Source organism: Phyllobacterium sp. YR531, from assembly GCF_000282595.1.
Lineage (GTDB): Bacteria > Pseudomonadota > Alphaproteobacteria > Rhizobiales > Rhizobiaceae > Phyllobacterium.
Genome location: NZ_AKIZ01000022.1, coordinates 55,931 through 80,723, shown reverse-complemented (window position 1 = coordinate 80,723; position 24,793 = coordinate 55,931). Strand labels below are relative to the sequence as shown.

The 24,793-nt window shown below is 48.2% G+C and carries 21 protein-coding genes; 7 read left to right on the top strand and 14 right to left on the bottom strand.

Going from position 1 to position 24,793, the window contains the following annotated elements; translation table 11 throughout:
• Positions 1-5: 5 nt before the first annotated feature.
• On the bottom strand, positions 6-911 hold the full coding sequence (locus PMI41_RS24285) for a hypothetical protein (protein WP_008125905.1): 906 nt from the start codon (positions 909-911) through the stop codon (positions 6-8).
• A gap of 656 nt (positions 912-1,567) precedes the next feature.
• Here PMI41_RS24285 and PMI41_RS24280 point away from each other — a divergent pair.
• On the top strand, positions 1,568-2,392 hold the full coding sequence (locus tag PMI41_RS24280) for a response regulator transcription factor (protein ID WP_008125903.1): 825 nt from the start codon (positions 1,568-1,570) through the stop codon (positions 2,390-2,392).
• Between the two features lie 5 nt (positions 2,393-2,397).
• Positions 2,398-2,880 (top strand): hypothetical protein, encoded by a 483-nt coding sequence (locus tag PMI41_RS14070; RefSeq protein ID WP_008125902.1) that lies wholly within the window; start codon positions 2,398-2,400, stop codon positions 2,878-2,880.
• A 15-nt stretch (positions 2,881-2,895) separates the two neighbouring features.
• Here the strand turns inward: PMI41_RS14070 and PMI41_RS14065 are convergent, their stop codons facing one another.
• From PMI41_RS14065 to PMI41_RS14055, 3 genes are read right to left on the bottom strand one after another with little or no spacing between them, the layout of a single operon-like run.
• Complete coding sequence (locus PMI41_RS14065) at positions 2,896-3,996, bottom strand: hypothetical protein (protein WP_008125901.1); 1,101 nt, start codon at positions 3,994-3,996, stop codon at positions 2,896-2,898.
• Between the two features lie 17 nt (positions 3,997-4,013).
• Positions 4,014-4,688 (bottom strand): HemK/PrmC family methyltransferase, encoded by a 675-nt coding sequence (locus PMI41_RS14060; protein WP_008125900.1) that lies wholly within the window; start codon positions 4,686-4,688, stop codon positions 4,014-4,016.
• Positions 4,689-4,725: 37 nt separating this feature from the next.
• Positions 4,726-6,156, bottom strand: a complete 1,431-nt coding sequence (locus PMI41_RS14055) for an oligosaccharide flippase family protein (RefSeq protein ID WP_210160786.1) — start codon at positions 6,154-6,156, stop codon at positions 4,726-4,728.
• A gap of 346 nt (positions 6,157-6,502) precedes the next feature.
• Here PMI41_RS14055 and PMI41_RS14050 point away from each other — a divergent pair, with 346 nt between their 5' ends.
• Entirely contained in the window at positions 6,503-8,068 is a 1,566-nt protein-coding gene (locus tag PMI41_RS14050; protein WP_008125898.1) for a hypothetical protein, read from the top strand.
• A gap of 388 nt (positions 8,069-8,456) precedes the next feature.
• Positions 8,457-9,134, top strand: a complete 678-nt coding sequence (locus PMI41_RS14045; RefSeq protein ID WP_157179397.1) for a sugar transferase — start codon at positions 8,457-8,459, stop codon at positions 9,132-9,134.
• Positions 9,135-9,777: 643 nt separating this feature from the next.
• On the opposite strand, the gene PMI41_RS14035 is transcribed toward PMI41_RS14045, so the two are convergent.
• From PMI41_RS14035 to PMI41_RS13990, 10 genes are all read right to left on the bottom strand, one after another.
• A complete protein-coding gene (locus tag PMI41_RS14035; RefSeq protein ID WP_008125896.1) occupies positions 9,778-11,064 on the bottom strand; it encodes a glycosyltransferase family 4 protein in 1,287 nt (428 codons plus the stop codon).
• A 13-nt stretch (positions 11,065-11,077) separates the two neighbouring features.
• Positions 11,078-12,298, bottom strand: coding sequence for a glycosyltransferase family 4 protein (locus tag PMI41_RS14030; RefSeq protein ID WP_008125895.1), 1,221 nt, complete (start codon positions 12,296-12,298; stop codon positions 11,078-11,080).
• A gap of 357 nt (positions 12,299-12,655) precedes the next feature.
• Entirely contained in the window at positions 12,656-13,393 is a 738-nt protein-coding gene (locus tag PMI41_RS14025; RefSeq protein ID WP_008125894.1) for a TfuA-like protein, read from the bottom strand.
• 9 nt (positions 13,394-13,402) lie between these two features.
• Entirely contained in the window at positions 13,403-14,659 is a 1,257-nt protein-coding gene (locus tag PMI41_RS14020) for a YcaO-like family protein (RefSeq protein ID WP_008125893.1), read from the bottom strand.
• 515 nt (positions 14,660-15,174) lie between these two features.
• Positions 15,175-15,438, bottom strand: coding sequence for a hypothetical protein (locus PMI41_RS14015; RefSeq protein ID WP_008125888.1), 264 nt, complete (start codon positions 15,436-15,438; stop codon positions 15,175-15,177).
• Between the two features lie 30 nt (positions 15,439-15,468).
• Positions 15,469-17,490 carry a BTAD domain-containing putative transcriptional regulator gene (locus PMI41_RS14010; RefSeq protein ID WP_008125886.1) on the bottom strand — a complete coding sequence of 674 codons (2,022 nt, stop codon included), beginning with the start codon at positions 17,488-17,490 and terminating at the stop codon, positions 15,469-15,471.
• 372 nt (positions 17,491-17,862) lie between these two features.
• Positions 17,863-18,090 (bottom strand): hypothetical protein, encoded by a 228-nt coding sequence (locus PMI41_RS24275; RefSeq protein WP_157179396.1) that lies wholly within the window; start codon positions 18,088-18,090, stop codon positions 17,863-17,865.
• Positions 18,091-18,181: 91 nt separating this feature from the next.
• On the bottom strand, positions 18,182-19,321 hold the full coding sequence (locus PMI41_RS24270; RefSeq protein WP_008125881.1) for an acyltransferase: 1,140 nt from the start codon (positions 19,319-19,321) through the stop codon (positions 18,182-18,184).
• A 191-nt stretch (positions 19,322-19,512) separates the two neighbouring features.
• Positions 19,513-20,757: a lipase family protein gene (locus PMI41_RS24265; protein ID WP_244423942.1), complete on the bottom strand. Its 1,245-nt coding sequence runs from the start codon at positions 20,755-20,757 to the stop codon at positions 19,513-19,515.
• 159 nt (positions 20,758-20,916) lie between these two features.
• On the bottom strand, positions 20,917-21,516 hold the full coding sequence (locus PMI41_RS13990; RefSeq protein WP_008125878.1) for a TetR/AcrR family transcriptional regulator: 600 nt from the start codon (positions 21,514-21,516) through the stop codon (positions 20,917-20,919).
• Positions 21,517-21,621: 105 nt separating this feature from the next.
• Here PMI41_RS13990 and PMI41_RS25200 point away from each other — a divergent pair, with 105 nt between their 5' ends.
• The 3 genes from PMI41_RS25200 (at position 21,622) to PMI41_RS13980 (ending at position 24,781) form a co-directional block, all read left to right on the top strand.
• Positions 21,622-22,239 carry an SAM-dependent methyltransferase gene (locus tag PMI41_RS25200; RefSeq protein ID WP_008125875.1) on the top strand — a complete coding sequence of 206 codons (618 nt, stop codon included), beginning with the start codon at positions 21,622-21,624 and terminating at the stop codon, positions 22,237-22,239.
• A gap of 28 nt (positions 22,240-22,267) precedes the next feature.
• A complete protein-coding gene (locus tag PMI41_RS13985; protein ID WP_008125872.1) occupies positions 22,268-23,290 on the top strand; it encodes an aldehyde reductase in 1,023 nt (340 codons plus the stop codon).
• Positions 23,291-23,425: 135 nt separating this feature from the next.
• Entirely contained in the window at positions 23,426-24,781 is a 1,356-nt protein-coding gene (locus PMI41_RS13980; RefSeq protein ID WP_008125869.1) for an LLM class flavin-dependent oxidoreductase, read from the top strand.
• Positions 24,782-24,793: the final 12 nt, after the last annotated feature.

Genomic DNA, 24,793 nt, shown 5'->3' with positions numbered 1-24,793 from the left:
AGTAGTTAAACTGCGTCTGTATCGCCGGTTGAAGTATGAGTGTACGTGCCGTTGATAACAGTGGCATCGAAAGCGTTTTGCTGCAGGTTTGCACCAAGTACGATTTCCTGAGTGAAGGCTGTTGATGTTAGGTTGGCAGCGGCACTTGCTGCACTCGAACCAGATACGTCATCACCTGCGCCGATATCGCCGGAACCACCAGACGAACCACCGTGACCGCCGAAGAAGCTGTGATCAAGACCACCCCAACCACCATCGTCAGTACCGATGCCGTCACCTGCCGTAGCACCACCACCTGTAGCGCTCAGCGTAACGCTGCCACTATTGGTCTGGCTTACGCTTGAGAGCGAATCGTTGTCTACGAGATCAACAACCTGATTGAGCGCAAACCCGGTATTGTCGCCTCCGCCACTAAAAGCACCGTTAAGGACACTATCAAAATTGACATCATTGCCCGGATCAAAATTGATACTTCCCGATTCAGTGATGAAGATATTGTCGAAGGTGTTGCCGTGTAGATCCAGATCAGCAAAATCGTCATCAGTGGGTAGATAGCCGTCCAAACCAACACCAACGTCTACCTTCACCTCGGTGTGTGATGAGTTGTTATTGGAGTTGTTATTGGAATTGGAGTTCTCGCTATAGCTTTCATTAAGATTGCCGTTGAAGTTTCCATTACCGTTCAGATTGAGATTTTCTGAAACTGATGATTGCTCCTGACCTTGTCCTTGGCCCTGCCCTTGTCCTTGGCCCTGACCTTGCCCCTGATCCTGGCCTTGTCCCTGATCCTGGCCCTGTCCCTGTCCCTGCAGCTGCAAAGCCAAAGCAGCAGCAAATGCTGAAGCGTCGGCACTGGCTGAAGCTGATGGGTCTACACCAGGATTCTGGTGATGATTGTTGCGATTAGTCATATCGTGTCCTCCAGATATCTGCGGAGAAAGACAAAACCTCTATGCTTTTTAACGAGGTTATGATGTCGATCCGCTAGATGTTACGTTTGAAAGCAAAGTATTCTAAAGCTTACGATAGATAATCGCAGGCCATCCATTTCAGAATACAAATACTCGGGTTTTATTTCTCGGTTTCGCTTACATTACCCCTGCGAAATCCAAGATAATGCAAGTTATGACGCAAACGATGCGACCGGAAGCTAGCACTTATATTTAGCTCTCTTTGAACTATAGGCTACTCGCTGCGGGTGGCTCTCGGCTAGAGCTGTAGGGTTACGGCCATGATTTGCCACACTTTTGCTGTTCACAGTCGAAAGCATTAATTCGGAGCTTCTTATTGCCGTAAGCAATATTGTGGACTGCAAGCGCTCCTAGCGGTCACCAAATGCCACTTATATTTAGTGCATAATTAGCGATGCACAGGCGAATCAGTCTTTCTTGTTGTGTCACGACCGCGTCACGCGGCGTTTATTAATCCTAAATTAATCAGAGCCAGTAGCGGGGGTTACAAAGGCGCTGATTAAAGGTTGTAAGCAAAACTATTCAGATGAAGTCAAACAACACAAAAGAAACCTCGGAAGAATTACTTTTCCGATTAAAGGGCGCAGGGGACTATCATGAGTGGAACAATACCACGTAAACTTTCGGATCACATCAAATCTGATCCAAGAACAGAAAATGAGCAGGCCTTCAAGAGTTCGATATTTATCTATGCGGAAGCCGGAGTAGTCTTTCAGGGCTTGGTACAATCACTGGAGCGGACATTCACAGATATCGACATTCATCTTTGCAGCAAGTTCACAGAATCCGAATCTTATGACGACAACATTCAGCTCGTCCTCATTCATGCGAGCTTTGTCGCTAATTTCAGTGAGTGCGCAACACGGTGCAGGACGCGCTTTCCCAACGCTTCCATCACAATGATGATCGATGACAATGTAACGAGACTCGACGAACTCGATAGCCTCTTCGACAGCAAGGCAATACAGGGCTTACTACCTTTCAATTTAAAACTGGAGATATGGCTTGCGGTAATCTGGCTGCTTCTGAACGGTGGCGAATATTATCCATCCACCATTAGTCGTTCGACGGAACGCACGCGCGATGACGTGAATGAGCGGTTACAAAACTATTCTCATCAACATAATGATGGGATAATCAGACCGATAAAGACATTAACGATCCGGGAGCAGCAAATCCTGGAATTGCTGTCTGAGGGTCTTCAGAACAAGATTATTGCCGACCGCCTGACATTGTCGGAGCATACGGTTAAGGTACATGTACATAACCTCATCCGTAAACTCCGCGTGCATAATCGCACGCAGGCTGCAGCAGTATACCGGAATACGAGAGATCAGGAGACCTTTCAGCCCCCTTTTAGGGGTTATAAGGCGCCGATGAGCCAATATGCAAATTCGCCAGAAATGACTCGGGTTATGTAGTATCGATGTCGCGGCTTGACGACGTTCTCATGCTGGTGGGTAAATTAAATTATACTTGGACAAACACGGAGAGTTTGTTCATCTACTTAATTGCCCACCTGCTGGATACTAATAAAGAAGCAGCAACTGTCATTTTTTTGACACTCAATACGACACGAGCACGTATTGACCTAATCGAGCGTCTGGCAAAAATACACTCGACGACGCCGGACACGAAAGCTGCAGTCCTTAAAATCACTGCCAGAATGACCCGCGAGCAACGTCTGCGGAACAAGTACAATCATTGTATATATTCTTTTGATGAATCAGGGCGAACCGCATCAACTCAGTTGATGCGGATTGTCGATATGGATGAAAACTTAAAATATGGGAAAGTCGAAGCTCTGGATGATGAAGAAATGTTGCGTATTCAGACAACAATTGACTCCATTGTTGACGTCAATAAATCCATCTGGGGTTTTATGAAGGCAAACAATATAAGCGTCTAATTGCTAGAATTGTTATTACAAAAACTCGTCGCCATTCAAGCGATTCCAACCTTCACCCGCCAAACCATTGAAAAATGCCTCTCCTCTTGAGAACGCCTCTAAAATACTCGGGTCGCGCGCATGCACCACAGTTGACGAGCGCTGGAAAAAAATTCCTCGGCGTATCATCATTGCCTCCATCAATCGTGGTTGCGAACGAGCACGAACAGCAATTGCTCCTATAGAATAGGCGTAGCTGAGAAGGCTATCAATGATCACCCCCTCATGTCCCTTCAACGCAATAATTTGCAGAACACGAACGGTCTCACCAAGATTCCCATGAAATATATAAGCGCCCAACGGGACACCAGCCCTGTTTTGTACCATCCTGCAATGAACCGTACCGTAAGCTGATTTGCTGTTAGCAACCTGCAGGATGCTTTTCAGAGTTGACGTCTCCCAATCCGGACGCAATGCGTATTGCTTCAAACAGGACGTAATGAGAGATGCCATCCCTTCTTGATCGACGCTGGAATCAGTTATCCGTTGAGGCAACTCCGGTGTGCCCGTTTTCATCAAGCGGTGAGCGAACATATCAAAAGGCCCTGACAACATTTTACCGTACCGTAGAAATCCGAAACGCTGGGATGCCATATCTGCAGCGAATGCAGCAGGGCGAAGGACGCGCACCCACTCGAGACTGTAAGCCGGCAATACTTTGCCCCGTAGTTTGCTCCACATGACCCGTGATGTTTCATTGGCTGTTTCGCTCAAAGAAAGATCTTGAGGGCCGGCAAGAAACGCGCGAAGCAAGCGCGCGCCGGCAAGCGGGTCGCCGAGATGATCTTCCACCATTAGCGGACCGCAAATCGCTGCTTGTAACGGAATATCTCCGAGAGTCATCTTCAATGGAAGCGCCCCAATAAAACCCGTCAGCACACCATCCCCGCGAATATGAACTTGGGAAGTGATTTTTCTATCGTTCTGCGGATTGAGATAGAGCTCAGAAAAATATTCTATTATCGATTTAGGCAGCTCGGTATTGGCAGGCTTGAACATGCGCCAGAACATGGCTGCAACTTCCGGGATGTCCGGTAAAGCCAAGCTTCTCACTTCACTGAATGCCGCGCCATCCATCGAACGCCCTCCGGCGATTAGTATTTCGCTCGAGCAACTGCGACCCGTGGTATACCTAATTCATTTTTCACAAATGAAATGTCGCCATAACCACCTGAGCGGATGAGCAGTTGTGCCACCTGCTGGTGCTGCCCTTCACCAAACTCGAATGCCAGAATGCCTCCGGCTTTTAAAAACTTTACTGAATCCCGAACCAATCTTTGAAGTATGGAGATACCAAACGGGCCGCCATCGAACGCTTCCCTTGGTTCATCTTTTAGCAGATGCCCTAATGTTTCCTCCAATCGTTTGGCAGAAATATAAGGAGGGTTACACACGACCAGATCAGCTTTTCTCCCTATATCTTTTCCGTCGAACGCCGAGAACAAATCGCCCTGAAAAATTTCGACGCGATCTGAGAATCCCAGCCTCTGCGTATTATGCCGGGCAACGCTAATGGTCTCATCCGTGAGATCTGCACTCATTATTTTCACCAAAGGAATAGCATTGGCAATTGCAAGTCCAAGATTGCCAGAGCCGCAACACATATCGATCACAAGAGCCGAGTCTTTACCTATCAAGGTGTCGATAGCCGTTGTGCCTAAAAGCTCTGTCTCTTCTCGAGGCACCAGAACACCATTTGCCACTTCAATTTCTATACCGAGAAACCGATGTCGCCCTGCTCTGACGGTCGGGGTTGACGTATTTTCCATGTCTTTTGCGCTCGATTGCACGGTAACTCTCATCGGTTTAGAGGTTGGATTCGCTTGGCACCCTCGCCCTTTTCCAGGCAAATAAGTTGCTCGTCTTGAAAAAGAAAACATACAGTGTTGCGATAACGCTGGAATAAACTACTGCACCAACAAAAATTTGAAGAGCGAGGCCCCATGTTAGTGGTAGGGAAAACCGAGCTATCCAAACAATACCCGCAATCATTGCGATCAGAGCCGGTAGAATGATCACGCTGTTTGCCGAAACTTGCTTCCAGTCAACCCCGCCATAATGACTCTGCAGCCATACGGTTATGCAGACTGTGATTGTAGCTGCGGTTACCTGTCCTATAGCAACACCCATAATATCAAAGGGCACCGCGATGAGGAGGAAGGCGAGAGCTACTGCGACGTTGCAAAGCGAAATTAGCGGCAAACGCTGTACCTGGCCAGTCAAAGACAGGATAGGCTCTGTGAGCACAGCCGGGCTGTACAGCATGTACATCAGCGCTAGTAGCGCGGTAAGCGGAGCTGCCGGATGCCACTGCTCTCCAAGCAACAGGACGACTAATTGCTCTGATACGAGTGCTAGCCCGATAAAAATGGGGGCCGCAAGAGCCAGTAGAAATGGCAGGAGCAAAGTTGCTTCATGCCCAACGCTTCGTTTGAGGTCCACGGGGGACTGATTATCCCGAGCTGCGCGCCGTAGACTTACCCAAGCTATCAAGCGGCTTGGCTCATCCATCATATCAGCGAAGGACGAGCCTAACCGCTCCGCAACCCTGTAATAACCGACACTCGCTGTACCAAAGAATATCCCTATAACGAAGGTCACTGCATACGTATGAAAATACGCAACCATGCGTGTGGCCAGTATGTAGCGAGAGAACGCCACTAATTCTTTTACAATAACCAATTGCAGCCGTGGCTGGGGTATCCACCGTGTTACCCTCATGGCTGAAAAAAGATACGTGATCTGCATAACGAGCTTGCCAACCGCCAGCGCAAAAATGCCCCAACCGGCAAACAGTCCGGCCAAGGTGATTACTAGGCCAATTCCCTCACCTGCCATCAGTAGAATGGAATGCATTTCCGAGCGACTTTGGCGAACCAGGACGCCCGCATAAACTGCGCTGAACGTTGCGAATACCACCCAGACAGAAAAGATAGCAAGAATATCGGCCACCAGTTTCATCTCAAAGAAATGGTTTATCGCGCCTGAGACAATCAGACCGACGACCATCGCTACTGCACCACTTGCTAATGCTATTGTGCCGATCTGGTTAAACAGTGAGGCATCCTCACGGCAACTCATGATAAACTCGCGAGAGCCTGCCTCAGCAATGCGAGTCAATAGAATCGCTATTGCGAGTATGAGGGTATAGGTACCAAATTCTGCCGCTGTAAGCATTCTTGCAGCCAAAACAAATACAACCACTTGCGCCAGTTGAGCACAGATGCGTGATGCCATCGCCATAAAGCCCATAATGGCGGCTTTCTTAGCAGTGAGCCTCTCGGCAGCTATCTGACTGACCTGTTTCAGAGTAGTATCCCCGGCAAATGCGGTGCATCAGGTCATTTCCGAAAGAGCACTTGCCCGTGCAGAAAATTTCGACCGGATTGCTTCGAAACGATCTCTCACCAATATCAGATGACCAGATTTGATTCAGGAATTACACTGCTAATCAATTAGATTAGGCATTCTGGACGGATACATTTGAACGTGGAACATTCGATGCGAGGCCACGTTCGATCATGAGAAGTTTGCGCATTCTGTGACGCAATCCGGGAGTGTTGGGCGGGCATAAGGGGGCATAATGTCAACAAGGCTTCGCATAGGGATCGTTGTCGATACCTTGGACAAACTCGAGAACTGGGAAATCAAACTTCTCAGAACTATCCTTGATCACCGAGAGTTCGACTTACGGGCGGTTGTCTCCACCGGGGCGGCTGAAACCCAAAAAACCTCATTCCTTGTAAGATTGATCGACAAAGCAGAGCAACACGTATTCGTTAAGCAGCTGCAATATCCAACTCAACCTTTCGGAAACCAGCGATATAGGATTCCTACTCCCAAACGTATTGGCCGAGATGGTATGATTGGGCTGGAGGTTGACGTCGTTGTGCGTTTGAATGCCAAAGCATTGCCGAAGGAATGTCTTGATCAAGTCGAGTTTGGAGAATGGGCGCTCGATTTTGTTGATAAAAAAGCAAAGGGCTACGACTGGACCGGGTTTTGGGAGGTACAAGCGCGTGAAGCACTGACGGTTGTTCAGTTGATCGCTCGCAAATCCACACAGAACGAGCCAATCATCATTGCCACGGCCAGTTACAATACCAAATATAGCGCCGCACTTAATGGCGCTTTCATAAAGGAAAAGTCCGTACTGCTGCTCTTGCGCGAACTACGCAGATTAGCGGAAACGCGAACGCATCCCACAACAACCGTTATCCCACCCGCTAATATACGAACATCTCCTCGGCTTTTGGATTCTGTAGCTTACCTAGGGCAACTCAGCCGTAACATCGTCGAAAAACTGGCAATACGAACAAGAGCAAAGCTGGGGCTCAATGCAAGAAGTTGGGGAGTATATTTGGGAGATGGTAGTATCGAGAGTTTTGCTCCGGACAAAGCGGTACCATTAAAGCTTGCTGCCGGTATGTGGGCAGCTGATCCGTTTCTCTTCCGATGGCAGGAAAAGGATTACATTTTCTTCGAGTGTTTCCCGGATAATAGCAAGAACGCTTGGATATCCGTAGCCTGCCTGTCCGGAAACGACGTTGAATTTCTCGGAACCTGCCTGCGCACCAGTTATCATCTTTCCTATCCGTTCGTGTTTAACGACGGTACGGACATTTACATGATTCCTGAAACCCACCAGACAGACCGGGTGGAGATATGGCGCTGCACGCAATTTCCGCTGAGATGGGAACTCCACTCAACAGCACTGGAAGGCAAAAGCCCTGCAGACACGACAATGTTCAAGGTTAAAGGAAAATGGTGGCTGCTCACGTCCCTCTCGGATCATCATACTTTTATGGATCACTCCAGTGAACTTTATGCTTTTTCTGTTGATGGACCAGCTCTGAAAACGGTGATCCCTCACAAACGCAACCCGGTCATCATCGGAAGTGATGTCGCGCGGAATGGCGGCCGGGTTCATATATTAGGTGATCGAATTTTGCGTCCATCTCAATGTAATTCCCACGGGATTTACGGTTATGGCCTAAACATCCAGGAAATCACCAAACTTGATGAAGAAGAATATTTGGAAGAAACTATAAAGCTAATCAGGCCCGACTTCATGGTCGGTATTGTGGGATGTCATCATATAGATACTCTCGGAAACAGGTTTGTGATAGATCTTTGCAAGAGTAAATAATCTTGGTTTGGGCTCGGAGCCATCTCCATTTCCCCAAAATGGCATGACCTCCTTACGCTATATCAATGAGTAAGTGAGTATTAGATCTAATTTTAATAATTATTGTTAAGGGTACAATATCTCCCTTTAAGTACTATTAATTATTGACGCAAAACATTTATACTATAGTTTATTTGTATACAGGGAATCAGAGAGTAAATAAAAAACAGAAAGCAGACAGTAACCGCTGTCTTTATTGCGTATAAATTCTGAATATCCTGAATAAAAACACTGCTTTGCTTGGGGTTTGCATTTTTTGGCACGTAGCAGGCTAGCTGCGATTCAAAAGGATTTCCGGCGCGACGCGTTTGGACAAGCCGAAACTATGGGATGGGTTGGGGTCAGCATTATGTCCTACATTACAGAACCGCTGATAGAACAGCGGACCGAAAAAATGCCGGCAAAACACCGGATGTCCTATGATGTAATCAAGAGGACTCTTGATGTTACGTTCGCCACCGTCGCGCTAATTTTTCTCTTTCCGTTACTCATTTGCATTATATGCACATTAGTTTTAACCGACGGCTTTCCAGTAATATATAAACAACGTAGAATCGGCCTTAATGGTAAAGAGTTTACTTGTTTAAAATTTCGCTCAATGGCGAAGGACGCCGATGTGCGCCTGGTTACACTTTTGGCGCAATGTCCCGATTCACTTCGTGAGTGGGCTGAAACTCAAAAACTGAAAACCGATCCTAGAATCCATCGAATTGGCCGATTCTTGCGCATCTCAAGTTTGGACGAACTCCCCCAATTCATCAATGTCCTGCGTGGGGAAATGAGCATTGTAGGACCTCGCCCTATAGTAATGGACGAAATCTATAGATATGGCGATTCCTATCGATACTACGCAGCAATGAAGCCAGGAATAACCGGTCTTTGGCAGGTCAGCGGCCGAAGTGATGCTGGCTACGACACTAGAGTGAAACTGGATACGGATTACTTTAAATCTCGCTCCGTGTGGGTGGATCTTAAAATCATGGCACGTACAGCGTCAGTCGTGCTGTTAGCGAAAGGTAGTTGCTGAATAATAGATAGCTTAATCAATATTGCGATTGGTGTGAACGGATGCAACTCTTGTCTGGGTTACTCATGCCCCATCTCCTTCAATCCTTCTGTCCCTCAAAGACGGTCCACACCAGGATCGCGAATGCGTTGTGGGTCGAATACGGTGGAGCACCGTGGGACATGCCCCCCGATTGGGAGCCCGAGAGAAGCTGGGCATCTAGGTTGGAATTAAATCTTATTCCAAATCTTGGCCCGATGTCCGTTGCGATTTTGCGTGAATGGCTTTCTGCGGGGGACGACGAGCCTGAGGGCTCGTTGGAGCGGTCGTGACGAAACAAGCAGTATTACATCATGCGCCAGATGATAAGCCAGAATACTACACAAAGAAAGAGAGCTGCCCAACGGATAAGATACTTCTCTTCCACTAGGTCAACAAATGACTTTGTCGGGCGTTCACTCGAGGTTTCTAGATCTTGAGAAGTATTTTTCATCGATCTCTTAACGATTGTTTTCAAATCTGAGGTCAACCCTAACCTTGAATTTGGACCAAAGATAGTCCGGCAGATTTAGCGCTGCTTTAGATCAATTAAAAATTTAATCAAAAAGTATGAATAAATGACTATTGCGAGCTTCTGAAATTGCGGTTTTTGGCATTTGAAAAATCAGATCGCCCGCTCGATAGGCCGCGACTCCGGAACTAGGAAATGCTTTGGATCAGCGTTAGGCAATTTTCTGTTCATCAAACAATCAGTGTAAAGAGCGATCAATTCACTGCACCAACTATTTGGTGTATTTGCCAATCCGGGAGAAAGCGCGAAGGCGGCCTTGCTCATGCTTTTCACGTCACTGTTGTTATCAAGTGCAGCAAATGCGTTTGCAAGGCTCTCTGCAGTCGGCTCTTCAGCAACAATTCCACATCCCAATTCCTGGGCCTCATTAGCTATGAAGGCAGATTTGAAAGCAACAATCGGAACACCGCTTTGAAGACTCTCGTGGGCGACAAGACCAAATGGTTCCGGTAATCTGCTTGGCATGACAACAAACCTTGCTTCTTGCAAAAGTTTGCTTATCTCATCATGGGTTTTCCAACCCTCGCAGATGACCTCAGGATAGCGTCGGGTAAGTTCTTCCCGAAATGCCCCATCACCAATAATCCTTAGCCTCCGGCCGATTATCCGTGCGGCTTCAGCCGCAATGTCTGCACCTTTTTCGAATTCCAGCCGTCCAATAAAGAATATATCACTGTTACTTTCAGCAGTTATACGCTTCCGCACAAATGGCTTAACCGGGTTGAGAACGGTTCGTATCTGTCTTGAAGGTATTCCGCCGCGCTCAAGCCAGTTGTTCATCATCGGGTGAATGGAGGCGATCGTGCAGTTTGAATTGGCCATATCCAGAAGCCGCGTACGTAACCAGGAACGAGCAAAGCGCCATAATTTGTCTGCATAACGGCGTTTGTCACAGTTTGATGCCAGACATTGTCTGCTTAATGGCGTCAACGAACAAACAGTATTTGTATTGAAATTGGCATAGCTTCCATTGGGACATACCAAAGTGAAATCATGAGCCGATATTACCAGACGATCCTGGACTGGCCTGAGTGCCGAGAATATTGAAGGCGACAGAATCTGTGCCCAAGCATGGACATGGTATACCGTTCCCGGTGTGTCTTTTTCAGTAATATAGTGTTTTATTGCTTCGTAAGCTGCCCTGTTATAAGCGCCATCTATGATGCGTTTGTGGACGGGCAATTTTAGTAGTGGCTGGCTTCCTAGTCCGGCTATCTCGACATTCTCGCCCTTTAAAGGAAAACCAATTCCTGAATCGCCGGCGAGAAATGTGACCGGAATGCCTGCTTCTTGAAGAAGCTTTCCTGAAAGTAGTGCCAAGGCAGCAGCACCACCACTGGCCACTGCTTCGTCGTTGATTATTACAACACGCTCCAACATCGCTGCTACGCCGTCAACTTGGGCGCAAGGAATTGGAACTGGCTTGGGTTGGCGGCTTCAATGCAAGCACGAGCGCGCCTGTTCTACCTCGTACCTCAGACAATCCCGGCACTTGTGCGATAGTATCCAACTTGAGTTGGGTATTCCGGCGGTCAAATTCCTTGTGAATAAGCTGGCTGATTTTTTCTTTGAACACTTCCTTGCTGAAGCGCAGTGAATGTGCACGAATTTGGGAAGGATTAAAATTGCCCTCCGTCTGTTCGAACTGCTCGACACAATCAATTAAAGCTTCGACTGTTTGTTCGGGAAAGAGCCTACCTGAGATACCGTCAATTACCGTATCAACCGCTCCACCCCTTCCATAGGCGAGCACCGGCCTACCGCTAGCCATCACCTCAACAGGCACGATACCGAAATCTTCTTCTCCTGGAAAAATCAGAGCCTTGCACCGCGCCATATGACTTTTTAACGACGAGAACGGCTGATGATCCAGAAATGTAACAGTTGGTCCTGCCTTGCTTTTCAGTAAGGCCATCTCTTCGCCTGTGCCTATCACAACAAGCTTTTTGTTCATCCGAGTGAAAGCTTCAACAGCAAGGTCAACACGCTTGTAGGCTACCAATTGCCCTGCACAGAGGTAGAAGTCATCCACGTTATCCGAGATGGCAAACTCGTCGACCGACACTGGCGGATGAATAACAGCGGCGTCTCGCCGATAATACCTTTGAATGCGATTGGCGATATGACGCGAATTTGCGATGAAGCAGTCAACTCGAGCACTGGTGGATACATCCCATTGCCGGAGCCACGATGCTATCACCGGCATCGATAAGCGTTTCATAAAACCGGCACTCGCACGATAAAAAAAGTAATGATCCCAAATATATCGCATTGGTGAATGACAGTAACAAACGTGCAATGCATCAGGCTTGGGAATGATCCCTTTTGCTGGACCGGATTCACTTGAGATAATTAAATCATAGGCGGTTAGATCCATGCTTTCCAAAGCCATCGGCATCAAAGGAAGAAGCATCTGATAGTGTTTTTTTGCACCAGGGATTTTTTGCAGAAAGGACGTAGTAATTTTGTGGCTCTTTAAACGGCCCTTGATGGCATCCGGATCATAGACAAGTGTAAAAATATCCGCGTCCGGGTACAGTTCGCTCAGTGCTTCGAGGACCTTCTCGCCACCTCGCATCGATAAAAGCCAATAATGAACTATCGCTACTTTCACAACAACGCCCCTCGCCCATGACATCGCATGCGCTTATAAAAGCGCATGGCGTGCTCAGGTCTTGATTATTTGGTTTGGATTCTTTGGGACCGGTGAAAAGCAGTGCTACGCCGAAATTCTACATTCAATTCACTTTAGAATTCCGGCGTAGGTCCCCCACTGACTGTCCGCTTGCTCCCACACACGCTTGATTTTTTTATCTTGTTTTCATGCGTTTAAACTTGCGACCACATGGATGAAGCTAAATCGCTGCCCGTTACGCAAGCGTGACTCAAGTGCCGTTTTCAACGTTTTCTACAAAATCAGCGCTAATTATTAAGATTGTACGGAATTTGGATAAGGTACGAAAACATATAACTAAATCTTAAGTTTGAGCCACTGGCTGGTTTCGTTAAGCGTCCAGTCGGAAAAATAAACGCCGTGTTGGTTCGCTTTTTCCGCCTGACGTTGCCCTATCAAGGTCTCCAACAGTAACGTCGCATCGTGTCGTTTTATATTATACATATGTAACTTCAGACGCTCGGCAGCGTCCGCGATTTCAATTGACGCATCAAATATTCGTCGCCAAGTTCGTTCCTTAAAGAAGATAGAATTCGCCGTAGCGCGAACATAAAGTTGTTCTTCTGATGTAAAGGCTCCAGCTGTTCTGGCGCGTTCCAGCGTAGCGTCAATGGCCACCATTGCTTCGCTGAAAGCAATATAGCCAAATTCTGCTGGTGCGTGCACCTGCGCTACTGCCGCATCATCCTCCAGCCCGCCAAATGCGTAGCGTTCGAAAACGTTGCCTATGCCGATCATACCGAAGGGATAACATTCGGCAGCACGCAGAGCACCCATACTGGCAGCACCATAGATGGTTACACCTTTAGATAACGCGTACAGTATTTCTTTATGCCATACAGCGGCGACATCCTCAAAGCGCCCGTCAACAAGGCCAATCTCGCGAAAACCTTCGTCAACAGCACGGGTAATATCACCGCATTTGGCGGGGCCACGACAGGTCAATTCGTGCGCAGGCAGGAAGACATCTTCTCCACTGCGCAGCGGCACAAATTCTGTTCGAGAAAGGCTGGGGCCGGCAAAAAGAATCTTCATAGCAGAGTTTTACTGATGCAGCATTGCATTGAGCGCCCTCCCACCAAATCGGTGTTTGCGAACCCCTGCCGGGCTTTCCAATTGATTGATCAGCACACGACAAACAGAGAAGCCGTATTCTTCACCGCCAAGCGGAACCGCAATTACGCTGCTTATGCCACGCAGACGTAGAGGCTTGAGATAGGCCTCAAGACTAGCGCGGGCGAAAGCTGGAGGCTCTTCAAAAATGAAGCCTCTTTCCGGTTTAGCATTGATATAGACTGCCAGATCAGGCGCAAGACGTTCCGAATACTCAGACGGATCGAAATCATCGCGCGCGCCCGAAATATTAGTGATACGAGTTTGTGCCGCCTCAGTGATTGCGCGCATTGCTGCAACACGAGGCGAAAGATGGCAGCCATACCCCGCTGCAAGATCAAAATGCAGGTAAGTACCATGCCGCGTCGCGGGACTGATGGTCGCCATAAACACCGGTAACGCAATATCGGAACTCGCATTGAACAGCCTTAGTACAAAGCCTGCACTGGTGATACGTTCAGCTAGCCAATCTATATTGTCATCAGAGAACACGCTCGGATCGACACAACGCGCCTGAACACTTGCATCGCGTTGAAAACGCCATATCTCAGTTGCATCGCGCTCCACTCGCTCGCATAAGCCATGAATTACGGCCTCCAACAAGCAGTTACCGGATGCCAGGCCATCGGTCGATTGGCTATAGTGCCAGTCCTGTCGTTGGGTAGTGAAATCAAGTGTTACGACTTCGCGAGGAACATATACTGGTATTCGCTTGAGAAGATCGAAGCCCTCCAACCAGTCTATGGCCTCATCATCCTCCGGTTCTTCAGCACCACGCATTAAAAGCATACGCCCATCTAAAACCGCATATCCTTGGTTGCAAAGTTGAGCCCTGGTGGCATTGACTGAAGGAACGGAAATATCTTCGGCGATAGCAATCTCGGCTGCCTCCATCACAGCAGAAGCGCGCGCATGGGCTGCGGCAACGCCCTTACCCTGGCTGACTGCCAACGTCCTGCTATTTGGACGCACGGCCATCCAAACCGGAATTCCTATGCAATCAAGACCCGTTACATCAGCTAGCCGAACAATGCCAAAACGAGAAAAATGCGGACGTAATCGTTCAACGGTTACGTCCGCATTGTGCAGTCTTACAGACGACTGATCAGTATTACTTGCAGCTAGACGAAGTTTTTCTTCATCCGCCACCAGCCTTTCAAACACCGAAATCCCAGTCAGTGATTTCATTCGTACTCCACGCCCAGCACTCACGAGCTACTGATGACTGAGCGCCGCTGTTTAGTTTGATGTTTGGATAGGAACATTCTTTTCTGAGCCGAATGAGAATGCCCGATCTGATACGTCACTCCTCCCGCTAAAAGAAAATGCTCTATCTGACGGGTTGCTTCTTCCATCGCACGAGAATGCCCTGTCGGATGCATCACTGCGACCGTCAAAGGAAAAGGCCCGTTCAGACGGATCACTACGAGTTTCGGCAGAGAATTTGTTGTCGCCCATCAAATCGCTGATGGATGACAGAAACTCACATCCTGCTGTTCCGAGTGATTCCAGAAGGTCTCGATCAAGACATTCAACGCTGTTTGTGTCAGCGTTTACAAGCCACAACTTATCGACTTCTGGTTGATCTATAATGTAAAACTTTGCCATGCGAATAACCTTTCTATGAAGGAGAGCTCACGTGGCAACCGTATGACGATTCTTTAATAGATCAAGAAGAAGAGTACTGTATGGCCTATGTCTGCTTACTTTTGATGGGACGTAGGATCAACAATAAATGATTGGGACACAGCCTCAGATCGACTGTTTGTCGCGATCGCGATACTGACGCCCTTTAATGTCGTAATCCCATTGGCGCGGGCTCTTTCGAGGATTTCTACAAATCCCGCATCTGCTGCTTGTGATTTAGCGAGGATTTCCTCCGTTAAGGGCTCAACGCTACGGTTATCCAAGTCAACCAACCACAGCTCTTTGCTATCCGTTTCCCCGATGATGAAGTACTTAGCCATTAATCATTATCCCCACTTGCATTAATCTTATTACTGGAAACCCGCTTCCCGCAGCGAATTTTCATATCTTTGCCGCTGTTCCGGCAGGCGTACACCAAGACCTTTGATCCAATCATCTATGCGAAAAGTTGGATTATCCTCCATTGCTTGTTTCTTATACTCACAAGCCTTCTCTTTTTCACCCTTCATCGCATAACAAGCAGCCAGCAATCTAGCAGCAGCACGAGGGTTTTGCATTTGCTCGAGGAGGTCAACTGCCTCAGAATGACGTTCAAGATTATGGAGTGCTCCGCCTCCTACCCAATAATAATAATCCGGTGCCAGCGGATTGTGGGCTATGGCTTGCTGTATCTTCTCAAGTGCCTGATCCAGCCACCCATAATGCGTAAGTGCGTCTGAATAATCGGCCAGCAAATCCGCATGTTGCGGATTGATCGATTCGCCTTGATCAAAATACTGAAGACTGTCTTCAAACTTACCGAGATACATGCTGATGGTGCCCAATTCGCGTAAGGGCCGCTCATCGTCGGGATCCGCAGGCGCAGCTCGCTTGGCGATTTGCTCTCCCTCTAAAAGAATGCCTTTCTCACTGCGCGAAAGCATCAACCATTCTTTTTGCATCGTCCGTGCAATACCGCTCAGCGCCGGCACAAAATCTGGCGAAGCAGTCAAGGCATTCTTGAACGACTGACGTGCTTGGCGCAGCTTTGGCAAATCAAATTTGTCGATTTCGCGTTTGCCCATAAGATACCAGTAATAGGCATTTGGATCTTGCTCGAGCTTATTGTAGCGATCGAGTTCAGACTTCTCGATAACAGACACAACAGAAAGAATGATCCGGATAGAGAGCTGACGATATTGCTGTTCAGGCAGCACATAGTCGAATTTTTGTTTTTCAGCCCAGACAATCTCTTGAGTTTCAGTGTCTATGAGCTTCACGGAGAGGAAACAAAAACCGTCACGCCTGACTATTTTACTGTCTACGGCATAATGAACACCGAATTGCTCCTTTAGGCCATCAAATCCATCGACCGGAGCATCTGTGACTATGCGTCGTGATGTATAGGGAGCGACAACCGAAAGAGTGCGCAATCGGCAAAGACCGATCGTTATGTCATCGACCAGCGACGCGGCGAGCTGTTCCATTGGATCAGAGGCATTATGTGGAAGATAAAGCACCATGATCCTCGGCAGACCAACCTGTCTGTTTTGTTCGATCTGAGATGCCGCCCTCATCGCATAAGGTGTCTGGATCTCCATACGGGTTGTAATGGGGAGCGCAGGTTGTGTTATTATCAAACCGCGTGTCGTGGCCGGGGAAAGCTTCGGCAGTAACTGCTGATAAAGCTCTATAGTCTCTTCTTCCGGATCAACATCAAGGTCATCGCGGAGCTTTTTTGCACATTCCCGGAATGTCCGTTCAACTTTGGCAATCAAGCCAAGTTGCGATGCCGTTTGCATTAGAGCGCGATAGCCAACTTCCTGATAGGGGTCTATTTCTACCAATTTACGTGCGCATTGCCGCTTTTCATCAATACTCACACCCACTGGCCGATCAATCATGCGAAGCAGCATCGTCGTCAGATCATCGCGTAGCTTTACGCGCTTGACATCCAACCATTCGTCAAAATCCGAAGCTTGAGGCTCGTTCTGTGCGAGGAGATCACCAGTATAAAGCTCGGTCATTCGCATGAGCGACTCGATATCGCCCTTTCGTTCCAGCTCGATATATTCAAGCAGATCGATACGAAGAAGTTCCGCTTTTACTTGAGAGAGGTTAAGATAGACATAAGTTGCATCGCCCTGAATAAGGCTTAATCCATATTGGTCTTGAAACTTGCGGATGCGAGCCAAGCTCTGCCGCAAGTTCATAGAGGCATGCGATTGATCTGTATCGGACCAGAGGATTTGCGAAAGCTTGCCGCGAGAAACTGAATGATTGGCATTCTCAAGCAGAAGATAAACGATGATTCGAAGAAAATTCGCAGGAACACGGGGAACGAGTTGCCCGCCCAGACTTACAGTTGCTTCTCCAAAAACCGCAATCTTCATTCCGAATAAACCCCGGATTTATCTAAATGTTTTCTTCCCGATATCGATCTGCCACGCTCACCAGTCACAATCTTACGTCAAGTCCAACCTGCCCTCCACAAAAAGACCAAGGTAAAACTATAATAAATTTGTACTAATACTGTCTTTGAAGAAAATCTCGACGAAGAGGACGGCAACACGGAATGTTCCGTTCTTGTTCGTTTTTTATAAGATAAATTCGTTTTAAGTCTCGACTATCCGAAAAATATCGACTTTACGCAAGAGGGATGATGTTCTTTTGAAAGAAATGTGGAAAAATTGATCAATATTGGGCTGAAAAAAATATTTGATGAATTGAACGTATTTTTTGCTTACCAATAATTGTGTACATTACTATAGATCGCTGTGATAGGACGAAACGCGCACCAAAACAGCCTCTACAAAATCTAACTGACTATCAAGGAATGTAATTCGCTTTTCGTAAGCTTTGATTACACTTGTTAAGTTTTCCAAGCGATCCTCATATGATCCAGGATGGATTACGCCAGCCATCGCATCCAAGGTTAGCGCGGCATCTGCAGATGTCTCTGTAAAACGCTGGTTGAGACCATACTTTTCCATCTGCAGTTCATCCTTTACCGCCAAAAGTGTGGTAAGAATCCGCTTTAACCGCGCCCTATCCGTTTCTCGATCCCTCTCAGGGCTTCTGATGTTAAACCCGAACACTGGTGCGCCTCCCGTCTGGCTGATCCCTCTCGTCCATTAAATCCGATGGCAGTTGGTACTTGCGAAGGCTGTCGTTGCCTGCAGACATAATCAGTGTAAGCACTTTTCGTAACGGCTCATCATAGAAGCGCCAAGCAACCCAAGATAATGCCAAAATCATTGTGATACTCACGCACGCGATAATATTGATATTCCAATCTGAAAGCAGCGTCTGACTAAGACCCGACATCATTAAAAGAATGGGAAAATGGAGCACGTAAACAGGATAAGACAAACTGCCCAACAAATATCCTGCACTTGTTCTGCTCGTTTTTCTAATGCCGCAAATCATGATGAGTGGAAGACATATGCTGATCAGAAACAAATCTACCCATTGAAAATTCTGACCTGACAAATCCGCTGGGATGGCAAACAAGCCAATCAATATTGTCGAAAAGGCAATGCCGGTTTGATGCGACGTGATCTTGGGCAGCCGCTGCTTTTCGCGATGTAAGATTACGCCTAGAGGAAATCCAAAGCATACCCGAGCCAAGCCACCCCAGAAGGTTGAGCTATCGTATCCCATGTTAAATGTATGGCTTTGACTAGCCAAAAACACCAAAGAAGCCAGACTCAACAGTGCGATTAAAATCAAGGCGCCAGTCCGAAGCCAAATTCCAAAGAGCGCCCATGAAAGATTGATAAGCAACTCAAAAAAGAGAGACCAAAGCGGGCCGTTTGCGGGGAACAAATCACCCGATGACACTCCACCTGCCAGAGATGGAACCATCGCGATATTAAGAGCTCCTGCCATCAACACGGCGCCTAAAGAACCAACTTTTTCAGGGAAAAGCCACCATTTCAAAAGTAGTACCAAAAAGCCAACACTCGCACCTAATAGTACCAATGGGTAAAGCCTGATGACGCGGTTTATAATAAATGATCTAAACGATAAGTGAGTCTGAAGGGCCTTTTCATAGGTATGAGCAATCACAAACCCGCTAAGCACAAAAAAGAAATCTACTGCGAGATAACCTCTTGGAACAATGGTCGGAATCATACCAAACTGCGATAAATGAAATCCGACGACAACAAATGCCGCTACCCCCCTCATAGCATCAAGCATGTCGTATCGTTGTGCGCTCATCGCATTTCCCACATTCCTGCTGCTCGGCAATTTCATCACTTTTGAATGCCGGGCGATGCTGTAAGCAGTTATAGGCGCAGCGCCCTATGCCTGTCGTGTTAACAATTGGAACTAGGGTGAGGAGATCGGTCGGACAGCAATTATCTTGCACCATTCTTCAAGCTATCTACTCACGAGGCGACCGTCCCTCATCAGTCAGCTAACGTTGAGCAAGAGTTCACAGTCTTCTCATTTTTGAAGCGAGCATCAAACCAGTCGGGAATACCTTGCTCGGCGACGGGCACAATGTTCTCGTGATCAAGGTCGGGACTGCGTCGATAATCTACTTGGACTTCCTGGTTGCACAGGTCCTTTGCTACGCTTCGCGTCAACGCAGCAGGAACAGCTGTATCCTTGTCACCTTGAAAGAAAAGAAATGGTACTTTTTTTGCAGGGAGGAATGCATCATTCTGTTCAAGCCTCACACGCCATGGCTCTCCCTTTTTAAGCCCCGCCTGATTGGCGTAAACGGTTGTTAAGGTCCCGTTAGTTGCTTCTGCAATTGCCCAGCATCCGGCGCTGAGCTGCGTGAGCATCTCAAGGCCTTCCGTTGACAACACATCACGCAGCTTTAGTTCTGGATGACCAACGCTTAGGCCCGCCATGCGCATGATATAATAACCGCCTGTGATCGTTGTGGTGAGGTCATATTCAGTCAAGTCCCAATGCCGCGATGCAGGAGCAATTCCAACTACACCGAGCAGATCAAGCTCAGGAGCATAACTTTCCTGCAGGTGAGAAACCCAGAGCGAGGTTTGTCCACCTTGTGACCACCCATAGGTAGTGAATCGTGTTTCAGCATTACTATCTGGAAACTTTACGGCTGCTCGCACTGCATCAAGTGACGCATAGGCTTGGGCTGGGCCATTTAAATAAGCTGTTTCGCCGGGAGTGCCAAGTCCTTGATAATCGCTTCCTACGACAACGTAGCCTCGCTTGAGTAACTCCGTGACTGCCGGGATGCGAGTCCAGTTTTCCGACGACAAATTATTTCTCGACGGCGCACAACTATCTTCGGTTCCAGAAGTCTCATGGTTCCAAAGTGCCAAAGGCCTCGCTTTGCCAGATTTTGCGACAGGAATGTAAATTTCACCTGAAACGTAGACGAGTTGCCCGCCCACGCCTTCGGTCACGTATATTATGTTCCACCCAGTCGAGCCCTCAGGCGCATCCGTACGACGCTGTACCCAATAAATATCGCCACGCTTGGCTCCATCGTCGACTTTTGCAGGGACATCCCAAAAGGCCGACCCGGTTGGACCATTTCGAACTCCCGCCAACGATTCTGCATTTGCGGCGCCGACTAACAACGGCGTCACCAAGGCCAGCACTCCCATGGCAAGACGATAGCGTCTAAAGAATTTCATGTGCTGCTCCTCTCGAATAATGAACAGCACAAAATGTGTATCGGCGATGCTAACTACACAAATGAATTGTCAGCGGCACCAAATAACCAGTTGGATATAAATTAAACTCTATCCCACTGACATCGCCCTTGCGGTAAGGGCTATTGCTTCTGCCCTGACAGGCAAAATTCTTCTCGTGCGAGAATCAACTCATACATCTTCGGTAATCTTTTCGTCGATGAGGTCGGTTATCAATCTCTTTAACAAGTCTTCTAGTTCCTTGTCGAAGTTCTGTCCCAATGCCTCCAATTCGATTACCTGGCGCATTATCTGCACGCCAGCCACCAATGATAAAAGCATAGCAGCTCGTTGCGGCGCATCTGCACCAGAAAGTGCGTCTGTCACATTTTTCTGATGATGACCTTCAATAACATCTCGAGCAGCTTGAACCGCTCGTTCATTTGAGACGGATCGTAGCATGATCAAGAAGCCATCAAGTGCAGTTGCGCCTGGCCTCGTGACTTGGAGCAAAGCTTTGCTGATAAGCTCAACGCGATTAGACGAATGAAGCGTTTCCGGTGTGGCAATAATTGGTTTTTTGTTTGCCAGCGCCAACACTTCCGCAAACAATTCTTCCTTTGAACCGAAATAGCGATTGATAAGCATTGCAGTAACGCCTGCACCTTTCGCAATCTCCCGAACCCCGGCTCCATCGTAACCTGAAGTGACAAACGCTTTGCGAGCCGATTCAAGAATCGCGGCCCGGGTAGCAGCGGCATCGCGGCGTCGAAAAAATGAACATTCTGACATCAAAACTCCATAATCTACAACTGTAGACTTATTATGATTATTAATGTATACACCCGTAGACTCAATATCGCAAATGCAACCCGATAAACCAAACCTGGAGCCACTATGACCGAGGCCTGTGCCCATTCTGACCAATGGCAATTTTTTAGAACTTGGCTGTCTGACCCATTCCGAGTGGCAGCGATTGCACCGTCTGGTCAATCCCTTGGACGCTTGATTACGAGCGAGATCGATGTAAATCACGCGCCTGTACTCGAACTCGGGCCCGGCACCGGTGTGTTTACACGGGCGCTTTTGAGCCGCGGGTTACGAGAGACCGATCTCATACTTGTCGAATACGGGACAGAATTCTCCAACGTTTTGCAACAACGTTTCCCAAATGCTTTTATTCTCAACCTAGATGCAGCTCGATTGACCGATTGCAAACTGCCCGTTTCATCCGGTATTGGCGCAGTTGTGAGCGGATTGCCGCTACTGTCGATGTCACCGCGTAAAGTGATGTCGATCCTTCGAGGTGCTTTTTCTCATATCCGAAGCGGCGGCAGCTTCTATCAGTTTACCTATGGTCCACGATGTCCTGTGCCACGAACCATTCTCGATAGATTAGGGCTGAAAGCCACTCGTATTGGCGGGACTGTTCGAAATCTTCCCCCAGCGTCAGTCTATCGTATCAGCAGGCGCCGGAACGTTATAAATCCACTTATGTTTACGTCACCCGTATAAAGTATAGTTAGCGTCGCAGGGAAAAATCATGCCGGAAATAGTACTCGTAACAGGCGGCACAGGCTTCGTCGCCCAATGGTGCATCATAGAACTTTTACGGTGCGGTTATCACGTTCGCACGACGCTCCGGGATTTAAAGCGATCCGAAGAGGTATGTGGAGCTATTGAGCCTTTTGTTGAGAACTCAAGCAAACTCTCATTTGTGGTTGCGGATCTTCTGGATGACCGGGGTTGGAACGAGGCCATGGAAGGTTGCACGTACGTTATGCACGTCGCTTCACCGTTGAGTGGCGGCAATCCGGCTGACAGGAATTCATATGTCAAACCTGCTCGTGATGGGACATTGCGCGTCTTGCGTGCTGCAGTGAATGCAGGTGTGAAACGCGTTGTCATGACTTCGGCAGCCGCTACCGCTCGCCCGCCTCTCACTTCCAAACGTATCAGCGACGAAACCGTCTGGGCTGATCCTGATGATCCTCAGTTTGACGCGTACCGAGTATCCAAAATTCTTGCCGAACGCGCGGCGTGGGAGTTCATGAATGAACACCGCAGAACGACTGAGTTTACTACTGTTTTGCCTGGTGCCGTGTTTGGGCCGGTTCTCGCACCTCATAATCTGGGTTCAGTTAAAATCATACAGGATCTCTTGAATGGCTTTCCACGAGTTATACCGAAACTCGGATTTTGGATCGTCGATGTGCGCGACCTTGCGGATATACATGTACGGGCAATGATCTCAAAAGATGCTGCTGGAGAGCGCTTCATCGCGGCAGGAAACTTCATGTGGATGGATGAGATTGCTGGCGTATTGCGCTCCGGATTGGGCATTAAAGGCAAGAAGGTCCCCACCCGCCAGCTACCGGAATTTCTCGTCAAAATTCTTTTGCCCTTTCTACCTAACCTCAAGCCACTTGCCCCGCTTATCGGACATAAGTTTCTCCTGACCACACAAAAGGTTCGCAAAGTACTTGGATTCAACCCTCGTCCGCACCGGGACACAATCATAGATTGCGCGAATAGTTTGAACGGATCGTCTGCAAGCGCATCGTGATGACAATCACCACAGCGGTCTGAATGCCAATAAAAGAGAAAACTCCAATACCCGAGATTTAAAGAATACCATTTCTGTAGTGATTAGATAATCGCGCTTAGGCTTCCCGTAACTCGATTTACGGAAAGCTTGATCATGAGCAAACGCCAAGAGCAGCTGAAACTCGGAGCCTTTCTCTACCCGACTGGACATCATATCGCTGCATGGCGCCATCCAGAAGCACAGGCAGATGCAGGATCGAATTTTGCACATTATGCAGAGCTTGCGCGCATAGCTGAAGAAGCAAAATTCGACCTGATTTTTATGGCGGATGGTGTAGGAACACGCGGTACCGACACGGAAGCGCTGAGCCGCACTGCTCAACGTTATGTAGCTCAATTTGAACCGCTTACATTGTTATCGGCACTGGCTGCACTGACCAAGAAAATCGGCTTCGTCGCCACCGCTTCCACTACCTATAACGAGCCCTATCACATAGCTCGGAAGTTTGCGTCTCTCGATCACATTAGCGGCGGCCGGGCAGGATGGAATCTCGTGACATCTTCAAGCGAGAACGAGGCTCATAACTTTAATCGTGATCATCACGTCGCTCATGCAGACCGTTATGAGCGAGCAGAGGAGTTTGCTGATGTTGTCGTCGGCCTTTGGGATACGTGGGAGATTGATGCGTTCGTCAGAAACAAGGAAAGCGGCATTTTCTATGATCCGTCGAAGCAGCATTTGCTCAATCATCATGGCAAACATTTCAAAGTCCGGGGCCCGTTGAATGTATCGCGGGCACCGCAGGGACATCCCGTCATTGTTCAGGCCGGCTCGTCTGAACCCGGGCGCAATTTGGCCGCCCGTACCGCAGAGGTAATCTTTACTGCGCATCAGGACATCAACGACGCACGTGCTTTCTATAGCGATGTCAAAAGCAGACTAACAAGATACGGTCGTTCTGCTGATGATTTGAAGATTATGCCTGGCATTTTCCCGGTTGTCGGCAAGACACAGTCGGAAGCTGAAGAAAAATTCCAGCAGATTCAAGAGTTGATCCACCCGGCTGTTGGCCTGTCGCTGCTTAATGGGATGGCGGGAGATGTTGACCTTTCACAATATCCGCTCGACGGCCCATTGCCGGATGTCACCGAAACCAACGGCAGCAAGAGCCGGCAGAAATTGATGATTGAACTTGCTCGACGCGAGAACCTAACCATTCGGCAACTCTATTTGCGGGTCGCTGGCGCGCGAGGCCATTGGCAGGTGGTCGGAACTGCCTCGACGATCGTTGATCAAATGGAAGACTGGTTCAATACAGGAGCTGCAGACGGTTTCAATGTCATGCCCCCGCATTTGCCAGTTGGGCTTACCGATTTTGTTGAACATGTCCTTCCTGAACTTCGCAAGCGCGGTCTGTTCCGCAATGAATACGAAGGGAACACGCTTCGCAATCATCTCGGGCTGCGGGAGCCTCAGCACCCAGCACGCCAGGCTGTGGCAGCTGAATAGTATCAAGAGCGA